9 protein-coding genes are annotated in these 12,614 nt (G+C 49.4%); 2 read left to right on the forward strand and 7 right to left on the reverse strand.

Annotation, left to right across the window (positions count from 1 at the left end; translation table 11 throughout):
• Positions 1-41: 41 nt before the first annotated feature.
• The 3 genes from M2404_RS06865 to nadK all read right to left on the reverse strand — a co-directional run bounded on the left by M2404_RS06865 (position 42) and on the right by nadK (position 3,124).
• On the reverse strand, positions 42-392 hold the full coding sequence (locus M2404_RS06865) for an outer membrane protein assembly factor BamE (protein ID WP_259238987.1): 351 nt from the start codon (positions 390-392) through the stop codon (positions 42-44).
• A 67-nt stretch (positions 393-459) separates the two neighbouring features.
• Complete coding sequence (gene recN, locus M2404_RS06870) at positions 460-2,133, reverse strand: DNA repair protein RecN (RefSeq protein ID WP_259238988.1); 1,674 nt, start codon at positions 2,131-2,133, stop codon at positions 460-462.
• Between the two features lie 109 nt (positions 2,134-2,242).
• A complete protein-coding gene (gene nadK, locus M2404_RS06875; protein ID WP_259238989.1) occupies positions 2,243-3,124 on the reverse strand; it encodes an NAD(+) kinase in 882 nt (293 codons plus the stop codon).
• A 126-nt stretch (positions 3,125-3,250) separates the two neighbouring features.
• Between nadK and hrcA the strand changes: the two genes are divergently transcribed.
• Together hrcA and grpE are read left to right on the forward strand one after the other, a co-directional pair.
• The gene (gene hrcA / locus M2404_RS06880) at positions 3,251-4,282 is read left to right on the forward strand and encodes a heat-inducible transcriptional repressor HrcA (protein WP_259238990.1); all 1,032 of its coding nucleotides are present in this window, start codon (positions 3,251-3,253) and stop codon (positions 4,280-4,282) included.
• A gap of 30 nt (positions 4,283-4,312) precedes the next feature.
• Positions 4,313-4,876 carry a nucleotide exchange factor GrpE gene (gene grpE / locus M2404_RS06885; RefSeq protein ID WP_259238991.1) on the forward strand — a complete coding sequence of 188 codons (564 nt, stop codon included), beginning with the start codon at positions 4,313-4,315 and terminating at the stop codon, positions 4,874-4,876.
• Between the two features lie 42 nt (positions 4,877-4,918).
• Here grpE and M2404_RS06890 read toward each other — a convergent pair whose 3' ends face one another.
• The 4 genes from M2404_RS06890 to M2404_RS06905 form a co-directional block, all read right to left on the reverse strand.
• Complete coding sequence (locus M2404_RS06890; protein WP_259238992.1) at positions 4,919-5,671, reverse strand: rhamnogalacturonan acetylesterase; 753 nt, start codon at positions 5,669-5,671, stop codon at positions 4,919-4,921.
• 3 nt (positions 5,672-5,674) lie between these two features.
• Positions 5,675-6,682, reverse strand: a complete 1,008-nt coding sequence (locus tag M2404_RS06895) for a pectinesterase family protein (RefSeq protein ID WP_259238993.1) — start codon at positions 6,680-6,682, stop codon at positions 5,675-5,677.
• A 259-nt stretch (positions 6,683-6,941) separates the two neighbouring features.
• Positions 6,942-9,413, reverse strand: coding sequence for a glycoside hydrolase family 88 protein (locus tag M2404_RS06900; protein ID WP_259238994.1), 2,472 nt, complete (start codon positions 9,411-9,413; stop codon positions 6,942-6,944).
• 124 nt (positions 9,414-9,537) lie between these two features.
• Positions 9,538-12,348 carry a TonB-dependent receptor gene (locus M2404_RS06905; RefSeq protein ID WP_259238995.1) on the reverse strand — a complete coding sequence of 937 codons (2,811 nt, stop codon included), beginning with the start codon at positions 12,346-12,348 and terminating at the stop codon, positions 9,538-9,540.
• Positions 12,349-12,614 lie beyond the last annotated feature (266 nt).

Below are 12,614 nucleotides of genomic sequence, written 5' to 3' on the forward strand. Positions count from 1 at the left end.
TCAGCCTGCTGTTAAAACGCAGGCTTTGTACAGGGTAAAGTTTAAATATCTAACGGCGTGCTAAATTCGGCCGATTTGTCAAAATCGCCTTTTATATCCTGCAATTTGTCGTCTTTAAACTCAACAATCAGCTGCTTTTCAAAGTTATTACCACGGCCGCCTTTAAGGGCATAAAAGTAGTGCCAGGTGTCATTGTCAAATGCATTGCTGGCTACCGGGCTGCCTAATACATAAATAACCTGTTCTTTGGTCATAGCCACACGCAGCTTATCTACATCTTTTTGTTCTAAAAAGTTGCCTTGTGGGATATCGATACGGTAAATCCAGCTACTGCAGGCGCCAAGGCTAAGTATGCCAACTACCAGGCATAGGGTTTTAATTACTGCTTTCATTTGTCACTTCTGCTTAATCTGATTGGCTTCATCATACCCTATGACAAGCCTTGTGAAAAACCTTCTTTCAGACTGCCGGTGCACATAAAAGTTCTCGGGCATTTGCCAGCGCGCTGGCGCTGATATTTTCACCGGCCAGCAAGCGTGCAATTTCACTGATACGTTCTTCATCGGTCAGGCTGCGCATACGGGTTTCTGTGGCGATGCCGTCAGTATACTTTTCTACAAACAGTTGCTGATGCCCCTGGCTGGCAACCTGTGGCAAATGCGTAACACAGATAATTTGTGTGCTTTCACCCAACTGGCGTAATAAACGGCCCACACCGGCTGCCACCGGGCCGCTGATGCCTACATCTACTTCATCAAAAATCAGGGTAGGGGTAGTGACTTTGTCGGCCAGTATTACCTGTATTGCCAGGCTGATGCGTGATAACTCGCCACCCGATGCCACTTTGTGCATGGCCTGTAACGGCTGGCCCGGGTTAGTGGATACCTGAAATTCAACCGCATCAATACCGTTGGCACTGGCCTGCCCGGCTGCCATAGTGGTTAGCTGTATTTCAAAGCGGGCATTTGCCATGCTAAGTTCATGCATGCTTTTACTGACCTGGCTGCTAAGGGCACTGGCGGCCTGACGGCGCTGTTCACTTAACTGCTCTGCCTGGGCCATATAGTTTAATTCGGCTTGCTCAATGTCGGCAGTCAGTTGCACCAGGCGTTTGTCATTGCCGGTAAGGGTGGCTAACTGTGCAGCCAGTTGTTGGTGCAGTGCAGGTAGGGTCTCGTGCGCTACCTGGTGTTTACGCGATAAGTTCAGCCACAGGCCAAGGCGTTCATCTACCTGTGCTAAACGCTCCGGGTCCAGCTCAACTTTGTCGGCATAGCGGCGCAGTTCGCGGCTGGCTTCTTCGGTTTGTACCAGCGCATCGTTTAGCATTTGGGCTATGTTGTTTAGTGCCGGGTCCAGGGTTGCCAGCTGTTCTAACTGAGCAGTGGCTACAGACAGGGCCTGATAAATATTTTGCTGTTCGTCATCATACAGCAGCTGCAGGCATTGCTGGCTTTGGCTTAATAAGGTATTGCCGTGGCTTAGGCGGCTGTGTTCGGCTTCCAGTTCGGGGTATTCATTTTCCTGCGGGGCAAAGTTGTCCAGCTCGGCTACCTGGTATTCCAGCAACTGGCGCTGCGCATCACGTTGCTGCTGCGATTGCTGTAATTCGCTGTATTCGCGTTGTAGTTGTTGCCAGTTGCGCCAGGCGTGGCGGGTGGCATCCAGTGTTGCACTGTTGGCGGCAAACGCATCCAGTAACTGGCGCTGGTAGTCGCTTTTTAGCAGTTGCTGGTGTGCGTGCTGGCCATGAATACTCAGTAAATGCTGGCCTAAGGCTTTAAGCTGCTGCGCCGGTACCTGTACGCCATTAATGTAACCACGCGAGCGGCCCTCACTGTTTACTACGCGCCGTACAATGCACTCGTGGCCCATGGCGAGATCTTGCTCTGTCAGCCACTGTTGGGCGGCTTTAAGTTTACTGATATCGAAGCTGGCGACGATATCGGCTTTGTCTGCACCGGGGCGCACTACACTGGCATCAGCCCGCTCGCCCAAACACAGTGATAAAGCGTCAATCGCGATAGATTTACCGGCACCGGTTTCACCGGTAATGGTAGACATACCACTGGCCCAGTCTATTTCCAGCGCGCGGACAATAGCAAAATTACTGATATGCAGATGACACAGCATACGATGCTCCAACCTGAATAAAGTTACGCTACAGAATAACTGTGAAAAATAACAGTGTTTATTTATACAGTAACTTTATACAGGAATTGTACAATAGGCAAGCAGCGGTTTAATAAAGTTTGCTGCCCCAGCCCAATTTATTGCGTAGCACATGAAAGTAGCTGTAACCCGGAGGATGCACCAGCCGAAGTGGTGTAGGGTGTTTGCGGATATAGATATCATCGCCAGGCATTACCGCCAGAATAACGTGGCTGTCGCAGCTTATTTGCAGGTGGGCATCGTTAGTACTGGCTACTTTAAGCCTGATTTCGCTATTGCCAGATACCACCAGCGGCCTGCTACTTAACGTATGCGGAAACATGGGTACCAGGCTGACGGCGTCTAAATCGGGTGTCAGGATTGGGCCGCCGCCGGACAATGAATAAGCGGTAGAACCGGTAGGAGTGCTGATAATAAGGCCGTCGGAGCGTTGGCTGTAAACAAACTCGTTATTGATATAGGCTTCAAACTCTATCATATGCGCTACTTTATCGGCGTGTAGCACCGCTTCGTTTACGGCGCTGTTGCTGCTTTTTACTGTGCCGTGGCGGTGTACGGATATTTCCAGCAGGTTACGCTTTTCGGTAACAAAATTACCGGCCAGCACTTCACTTAGTGGCTGCTGAAAGTTTTCCGGTGCCAAATCGGTTAAAAAACCTAAATTACCACGGTTAACACCCAATACCGCCACATCAAAGCGCGCCAATACTCGGGCGGCCCCCAGCATATTGCCATCGCCACCAACCACTATGGCCAGATCGCACTTTTTACCCAGCTCAACCAGATCCAGTATTTCTACTCCCGGTAGCGTAAGCGACTGGGCTACGCGTTCTTCAACGTACACTTTCAGCCCCTGCTGTTGTAAAAAACTGTACAGGCTTATCAATGTATTATTAGCGCCCTGATGGTGTGGTTTGCCAATCAGGCCAACGGTGGTAAAGGCATGTTGCATAGCAGTTTCCTTTCAATGCGTTAGTGCAGTATAACGGCAGCATGCACCGGACACTAGCACCCTGTTTTACTTGAATTGGTGCTTAATGCCCCCATATCCAAGCTCAATGATGAATGAGTATGTTGCATGACGTTAGCCCTGAACCGATCTGAGTTGATTTTAAAGCTGATTGTTGAACAGTATCTGCTGGATGGCCAGCCGGTATCGTCAAAGTTGCTGGCGGATCATGCTCAGTTGGCTGTCAGCTCGGCCACAGTGCGTAACACCATGATGGCGCTGGAGCAGCAGGGTTTAATTCGCTCGCCGCATACCTCGGCCGGGCGTATTCCCACCACGGCGGGTATTCGCTTATTTATCGATAAAATGCTGCAACTGCAACCGCTGACCAGCATGTGGAATAATGAGTTACAGCGCAGGCTGACACCGCAGTTGCCGGTGTCTTTGTTATGCCAGCAAGCCGGGCAGTTACTGACTAACCTTACCGGCTTTGTCGCTATTGTCAGTGCGCCTAAAGCCGATGGCCGTATTGTGCGGCAAATTGATTTAGTGCGTTTAGCCAGTGACAGGTTGCTATTGGTGGTAATAGATGAAGACGGCGATATTTTGCACCGCGTGCTGCACTGCGAAAGTGCCATTGATAGCAACACATTAAGTAAAGCGCTGTGCTTGTTAAACGCGGCTTTGGGCGGCGGTGGGCAGTGGCAGGATGGAATCGAGCGGCTTGGCAGCATAGTGCGTAACGAAACCGGTGTGAGTCAGCAACTATTACAAAAAGTATTGGGGCAACTGAGCCTGGATGAGCTACAGCAGCATCAACCGTTAATATATGGCCAGCACCAGTTATTGCTGGCACCGGAATATCAGCAAAACCCCGCACTGCAGCAGGTAATGCAAATGCTGGAGCAACCTGACGGCCTGATCCGTTTGTTACAGAGCATAACTCAGGATGACCAGCCCAAACTATTGCTGGGTAAAGAATCGGGCTTTATTGAGCTGGCGAACGTTAGTGTCATAGTGCAGCGTTACCAGCAACAACCAAAACGTTTTATTGCTTTATTGGGGCCGCGCAGAATGAATTACGCCCGGCTAATCCCGTTAGTTGAAGCCTGTGCGCGCCAATTAAATTTAAACTTGAATCGGCGCCAGGTATCCCCATAATACACCTACTTAATTTGGGAGTAGTAACACATGACAGAGCAACACCAGCCAAACGACAATGCGCCAGAACAAGCTAATGAACATGCCGATACAGTAGAACTGTCGGGTGAGCAGGCAATTATTGCCAAACTTGAAGCCGAATTGGCTGATGCTAACGCCCGTGTGGCAGAGCAGCAGGATTTAATGCTGCGTATTAAGGCTGAATCTGAAAATGTACGCCGCCGTGCCGCGATGGATGTAGAAAAAGCACACAAGTTTGCCCTGGAAAAATTTGCCGGTGACTTGTTACCGGTGGTAGATAACCTGGAGCGGGCCCTGGGCTTTATCAACCGTGAAGATGAAGCGTTAAAAGGGGTGGTTGAAGGCGTTGAACTGACTCTGAAAAGCTTCCTGGATACGGTAGCAAAATATGGCGTAAACCAAATTGACCCGCAAGGCCAGCCATTTAACCCAGAGCACCACCAGGCGATGAGCATTCAGCCATCTGCTGATGTGGCACCTAATACCGTTACCTTTGTCATGCAAAAGGGCTACGAGCTAAACGGCCGTTTATTACGCCCGGCAATGGTAGGTGTATCTAAAGCGCCGGACTAATTGTTATCTGATGTAAAAAAACCGGCTTTAATACCGGTTTTTTTACAATAATTCCCGATATATGTAAGCCGCCAGCGGGTGCTGCTGGTGTTTTAAATCCTGCACAAAAAACTGTGCTATTTTGCTGGCGCCCTGCAGTGTCAGGTGGGTGTTATCTGTAGTGCCTGCCGGAAACTTTTGATACAAACCTGCCGGTACCTGAATAAAATACGGCTGGCTGTTATCTTTGCCCTGCTGTTGCCAGAAATCACAGCTTTGCTGCTGTAAATCAAAAAAGCTGACTTCTGCTTCTTTGGCTACTTTGGCTGCCGCAGTGGCGTAATCGGCTAAATCACGTTTTAAGCTGCCATCTTCGGCAAAGTTACGCCGGCAAATTGAGCTGGCCAGCATAGGTGTGGCGCCACGCTCACGTACATCTGCAATAAATTGTGTTAAAAACGTCTGATAATCACTGTCAAAAGCGGCATAACGTGCCGGGTCTGACTCTTTGGAGTCATTATGGCCAAACTGGATCAGCACATAATCGCCGTTGCCAAGTTCGCTTAACAGTAATTGCCAGCGACCTTCAGTTAAAAAGCGCCGCGTGCTGCGGCCATTAGCGGCATGATTCACTACCGTTAGCTGTGGCAATAAAAATTGCGGCAGCAACTGGCCCCAGCCGCGCTCGGGGTAAGCCAGGTTGGGTTTATCCGACATAGTCGAGTCGCCGACCAGATGCAATTTTACCGGTTTTATTTCAGTAGCTTGTGCCTGGCTCAAGCCAAAGCATAAAGCCAGGATCAGCAGAGACTTCATCTGTTATTCCTTATTCAGTTGCAGCAGCATTTTTACTTGTTGCTCTGGATCCCAGCGGCCGGCAAAAGTCCACTTAGCCGTGATTTGCTCTGGCGATAGTTGTGATAGATGCCCGGCCAAATTGGCAGCAAGCCACGGATAAATAACCTGCTCGTTATCGCTGTGGCCAAAATAGTAGCGGTCGCCCCACAGGTTGGCGCGGTCGCGCTCTGGCTCGGTCGGGTAGGTGTGGCGGAATATCGGCTTATCGGCCATATTCTGGCTGTACTGGTTATTAATCAGGTAAAACTGCGCATCATAATGGCGCCGGCCCAGCATAAATCCCGGCACGCCGTCAAAGCGCGAGTCACGTACCACCATTTTTTGCTGCTCGTTTAATTCGCCGTCATGCCACAACGTTGCGTAGGCTTTTTTATTAACAAAAGTGCTGTTACTGAAAAATGCCCAGCCACGCGGGCACACCATGTCGGTATGGCCTTCAAAGTAGCAGTTGTCGTGGTAATACATGCCATCGGTTTTATTCCACAGGCTTAAGGTGTCGGCACCGCCGGCAATAATACGGCAGTTAGCGGTAATAATACGGGTTGCCTGCTCAAAGCCACGTACAGCAAACTGATGCTCGTTATCGCCGGTTAGTTCGCCATAACTGTTTACAATACTGATATTTAACAATGCAATGTCACTGGCACGGATATTTACCACTGCCGCGCCCCAATCGCTGGGGTGCTGTTTTAACCAGTTTGTGCGCAGCTCTGCCACACGAATTTCGGTGTTATCTGCACCTGCACCAATCAGCGCCACTTTATTGCGGGTGAGGTAAATTTTCTCGGTATATACGCCGGGGCCAATCTGAATAATGGCCTGAGTATCGTTATCCGGCAGGCTGTTTATCGCCTGCTGAATACTGCGAAAGGGCGCATCACCGCTTTGTGCCACCTGCAGGCGGATGATATCGGCGAAGCTGGTTGTACTAAACAGCAGTAGCAGGATGAATAGAAAGGCTTTTTGCATATTTTTGATTCCAAAAAAAGCCGGTACTACAAGATTCCCGGGGCAACTTAGCGAGAATCGACTTGCCCTAAGCTAACCGTTAAAACTCCGGATGCTGACAAATTCGCCTGGAGCGAATTTGAACAGCTGCGCTGGCCCACCGGGCAAACTTCATGGATGAAGTTTGTAATCGAGCCCCCAGGGATGGGTTTACGGCGTGTTAGCGTGGGCAAGCCGGTTCGTGCCGAAGCATCACAACCGGCTAAACACAGGAAGAAGCTTAGTGAGTACCAAGCAGTTTGGCTATTTGCACGCCAGCCATAATAAAGGGACCGTTGGCTTTAGCGTCGTTACGGAATACCGGTTCACTCATATAGTATTCGTAGCTACCATCACGGCCAAAGCCTAAACCGGCAACCTGGCAGGTATTGACTAAGCTTATGCTGTTATCCGGGTGTACCAGAATAAATTCATTTACCAGGCCTTCGTAAGCTTTTGCAGCGGTGGCTTTGTAACTGACATCCAGATAACCGTTATTTACGCCTTTAGCAAAGAAGTAAGTAAACATGCCGCTGGCAGAGGATTCTAAATAGTTACCCGGTGCGTTGGGTTTATCCAAAATTTGATACCAGGTGCCGGTATTTGCATCCTGTACTTTTACCAGCGCTTCGGCCAGCTCGGCTGCCATATCCAGTAATGGTTGGCGCAATTCGGTTTGCTCTTCAGGAATAATCTCCAGCACATCTACCAGTGCCATTGCCAGCCAGCCTAAACCACGGCCCCAGAACTGGCTTGCCAGACCGGTGTCTTTATCAGCCCAATTTTGCTTACGGGCTTCATCCCAGGCGTGGTAATACAAGCCAGTGTTAGGATCGCGTAGTTTGTCACGGCTGATAGTAAATTCTTTTACTACTTCGTCAAAAGCATGGCCTTGCTCAAAGGTTTTGCTGTAATTAGCCAGAAAGGGCATGCCCATATACACGCCGTCCAGCCATAGCTGATGCGGGTAAATTTGTTTATGCCAGAAAGCGCCCTCGCTGGTGCGTGGGTGTTCGGCTAATTGTTTGCGCAGTAAATCCAGTGCCTTTTTATACTGCGGCTTGGGGTTGCGCTGGTATTCGCGCAGCAGCATATTGCCGGTATTTAAACTGTCGATATTATGGTTGCTGAGTTTGTAGGTGCGGATATCGCCATCGCTGGTAATGAAAGAGTCGATAACGTCTGTCAGCACCTGTTGCCACTGGGCATTAGGTTTCACTTTAAGCAGGTCGTCATAGGCTTGCAGTTGTAAGCCGGTAGTGTATTCCCATTTGCTTGGGCGCTGGCGCTCGTAATCCCAACCACCATAAGCATAGTAAGGGGTTTGCCGTACCATTTCGCTGGCAGCTAAACGCTCGCTCCAGTTTAATGCAACATCGGCGGTTAACGGTGCGGCCTTTTGCTGCTCAGACAGCGTGGTTTTAAGCGATAGTCTGGGCGTCAGGGTAAGTTTTTCTACCTCCTGCTCAAGGTAGGCAACAAACTCGGCTTCGGTTTTAATACCGCCAGGCTCACCATCCCAGGCCGAAAGAAAGTAATATTCCAGCTCGGTGCCTGATGGTGTCATTACTGCGACATGGCTGTTTTCATCGCCGGTCAGTTGTTTATTGGCACCGCGCTTATATAAAACGGCCATGCCGAGTTTATCGTTACCACCGGTCAGGGTTTGTTCACCCCAGGTCGCCAGATAGGTCCAGCTGTGGCCGGTAATTTCTGACTTACCATGCAGCACTTTGGTGTTGGGTAAGCGCACCAAACCAATGGCGATATTGTCCAGCGGCTCGGTTAAAGACAAGCGGGTATGCACCAGTCGGCTACCGGCTGTCATGGACAGGTTAGCGGTTAAGTTGGTGGTTTTACCGGCAATTTGCCAGTCTTTATACTGAATTTGCAGTGCAGAATATAAAGCGCCGTTTTCAATTACTTTGGCGGTGTGGCCGCTGACCGTAGAAACCAGTTGCACTTTTTCACCGTCCCAGTAGCCGAAACCGCCGGCACCAAGCGATTTACCTACTTTAAGGAGATCCATACCCCAGTCGGCCATTTCATGGTACGACTTATAGCCGTCCTGCCCTATCTGATGCAACACTGGCTTGCTGGTTTTATTGCCAAACACATCAAAACCGTTACGCCAGTCGAGATAAATACGATAGCCGACTTTATCGGATTCTATGCCCGGGCCTTCGTAGCGGATCCACTCGGAATGATCAGTATATTGCGGGGGCGGAGTAAGCTCGGTAACATTTTCAAAGCTGCCACCAACGTATTTGGCATCTTGCCACTGGCCGCCGGTTTTACGCGAAATTTCTGCCTGAGTTCGCTTGGCTAACTGCTGAGCGTTAAACAGCGCAGTATCATTAAGGATCTGCAGTTGCTTTGTTTCAACAGCTGCAAAATCAAACTGTAATAACAGGCTGTCTTTATTGCCATCGCCGTTGTGGTCAATAAGTTGCGACGGCACAGTAGTACCACCTTCCAGAGCAACTAATGCCTGGGCCTGGCTTGCTGTTACGCCAAGATCGGTAAATGGCAGCAGCAGGTTTTGCTCTTTGCGTTCAAATGTAGACGGGTTACTGACACTGAGGTTGGCAATGCTGCTGTCGTTACTGCTAACCGGCTGTGGAGCCTTAGCAGAAGGTTGTGGCGAACAAGCGCTGACAACGGCGGCAATGCTGATACTTAACAAGGTTTTGCCAAAAAGAATGCGGGCCATAAGGTACCTGTTATTACAATTTGTATGTCCATGTCTGATAAAACGGGCCTTCCGTGGCTCAGCGTTTTACGAAGAAACTAAAACCGCTATGCCGGAGCATAGCGGGTCATGTACAGAGGCGTTATCAGAACTTGTACTGTGCGCCTAAGTAGTACTGACGACCAGTGCTGTGGTAGTAGGTTAAGCGGTTGCCGCTTGAGTCTACCCATTGATCATCCACTTCGTCGGTCAGGTTAAGTGCTTCAAAGCTGATCCGCCAGTTGTCGGTTAACTGGTAAGACATAGCGGCGTCAATATTACGGGTAGCGTTGGTGCCTTCCATATCATTGTTATCGCGGCCGATAGCGTTAGTCAGGTACTTAGAACGATCTGTTATTGACACACGGGCACTGAACGTTTCATCCTCATAGTACAGCGTGGCGCTGCGGGTAGACTCTGACAAACCCTGTAAATCGCGGGTTGCCAGCAATTGGCCGTCAGCATTGATGTAATCCATCTGCGCTTTTACGTAAGTGTAGTTACCAACAAAGCCAAAGCGGTCCCAGAACTCAGGCAAAAAGCTAAATGGCATCTGGTATTGCACTTCAAAGCCGTACAGGTTGCCACCGGGGCCATTTAGCGGCGTATTGGTTTGCCACTCTACGTTTTCATTACAATCGGGGCCATAACCAGGGCCGGCAGTACAGGCATCAATGGCAGCCTGGATCGGTAAGCCGGTTTCGGTAAATGGCTTGGTTTCACGCAGGCCCTGTACATAGCTGTCGATATCTTTACGGAATACTGCCACACCTAACAACGATTCATTGTCAAAGTACAGCTCTAAGCCTAAGTCATAGGTTTTGGCTTTGGTTGGCTCCAGCGTAGGGTTACCACCGCTGATACTACGTGCACCACCGGATACTGAAACAGACACGTTGGGGCGGATACTGCCTAAACCGGCTCGCGCCATAACTTCAGCATAGCCAAAACGGATAATCACATCTTCTAATGGCTCGAATACCAGGTTCAGTGACGGTAAAAACTCATTATAGTCGTGCTCAGCAGTAATCAGCTCGCTTGTTCCGCCCAGCGTTGCCCAGGCAGTAGAAGACTGATCAGTTTTAACATAACGGCCGCCGACATCACCACGAATAGTGGTATCGCCCACCTCAGTTTCAAATGCAAGTTGTAAATAAGCACCTAAGGTTTTTTCTTCGGCTGAGTAGTTATCTGCACGGCGGTTGTCAATACTGACTGTAAAATCACCGGTATTACTGTAGATATCATAAGCATTGGCAAAAGCGTTGAGGTTAGGTACCAGCCAGGCACCTTGTGAACCTACACCCGCATTATAGCTGGTGATAAGATCTGTCGGCATGACTAAATTCTGAGCACCTACCAGGCCGTTTTCACTGCCAAGACGTGCTTCGCGGGTTTCAAATTCAAACTTTTTATAATGCAAACCACCGCGTAGTGTCAGGCTGTCAGTTAACACGTATTCCAGATTTAGTGCGGCATTATCAAAAGTATTTTCTGCTCCCAGCGGGCGCATCCGCAGGCTGTTAATTGTCCAATCATTCGCATCGAAGGCACCGGCGCCAAATAACAGCTCGGGGTTATCACGTTTGCCGTCGCGGTAGTCATAGCTAAAATCCAGCCCGCCTTTTTGCATGACTACAGTAGTTTGAATCGGGTTATCAAATTCAGATTTCGCCCTGCCCACCATGGCATCAATTTTCAGGTTATCGGTTAACTGATGCTGGCCACTTAAGCTAAATTGCAGGAAGTCTGTAGACAGTTCATCGTAACGCAGTTCGTTGCGTACCAGTGCATTTTCAAATGAGGCATAGGTTACGGTATTGCTGTCATCAATTTCATAGTCCAGTACATTCATACCGCCGGTAGTGCTGCCAGGTGCTGCAGCAAGAGTTGCGCGATTCGCTCCGGCATTAAGGATAGCCTGCATAAAGGCTTCCTGACGGGTTGAATCATCTTTAGAGTACAAAATATCCAGATTAAAGCGGGTTTCATTGCTGGGGCGGAATTCAAATGCTGCTGCCATACCGGTACGTTTTACGTTGTGCTCGTAAGAGTCGTAACGTGGTAAGCGTGGCCGGAAAGCGTCGTTAATTTCCTGCAATTCAGGTGCCTGGCTGTCGCCACGGTATGTGCCAAAGTCATTCACATTGTTCCAGCGTACTGTACTGGCACCTTCGTCTTTAATGTTACGCTCTGAATATGCAGCCGAAAACAGTACGCCAAATTTACCGTCGGCAAAAATATTGCTAACTAAAAATGAGCCTTTAGGGTCTACTTCTTCCGATAAATCGTTATAGCCACCCTGTACGTTAGCGGCAAAGGTAAAGCCGTCATAATCAAATGGCCGGGCGGTGCGCAGGTCTACCGTGGCACCCAAAGAGCCTTCTTCTACGTTAGCAGAAGCCGTTTTACGTACTGTCAGTTCGCTGAATAAATCAGATGAGAAGGTATTAAAGTCAAAGCCGCGGCCACGGTTCGCACCGCCGATTGCATCAGTACCGCCGCTGGTAGATTGGGCTTCCATACCGTTAATGCGTACGCGGGTAAAATCCGGCCCTAAGCCGCGTACTGAAATCTGCCGGCCTTCGCCTGCAACACGGCTAATGGCTACGCCGGGAATACGCTGTAAAGACTCTGCTAAGTTAAGATCGGGGAAGTCAGCAATATCTTCAGCTTTGATAGTGTCGGTAGAGCCGGTTTCAAAGCGCTTTTGGTTTAAAGCACTGGCCAGGCTGCCACGAAAGCCACCGGTTACGGTAATAACTTCAATGTCTTGCTCTTGTACTTGTGCTGTTGGTTGCTCTTCGGCTTGCTGTGCCTGCAGTGCCGGAGCAGCGCCAAGCACGGTAGCTAAGCCGGCCAGCGTAAGCGCGCGCACCAGTTTAGTGGGGCGGAATTGCGTGTTGCGATAAGCCATTTTATATACCTCGTCCTGAATTGACTTGTAGTTTTAGCCTGGGTCATGCCCCGGCTTTTTGTGTTTTTTCAGGAGCAAAGTAACTTTGCTCCCTGTTGATTTGCTTGTTTCGTATTCAGCCTATATGCTTTGTCTACCGGTGGCAAAAAAAACTTGCAATTTTGTGCCACCGATGGCAAAAAGCTAACACCATCAACTAAAATCTGTCAATTATTGGCGATAATAAAATCAGCCTAATTTGTAAGTAAAACTCGCCAACATGGCTT

Origin of the sequence: Rheinheimera pacifica, from assembly GCF_024809855.1 — a bacterium.
GTDB lineage: Bacteria > Pseudomonadota > Gammaproteobacteria > Enterobacterales > Alteromonadaceae > Alishewanella > Alishewanella pacifica_A.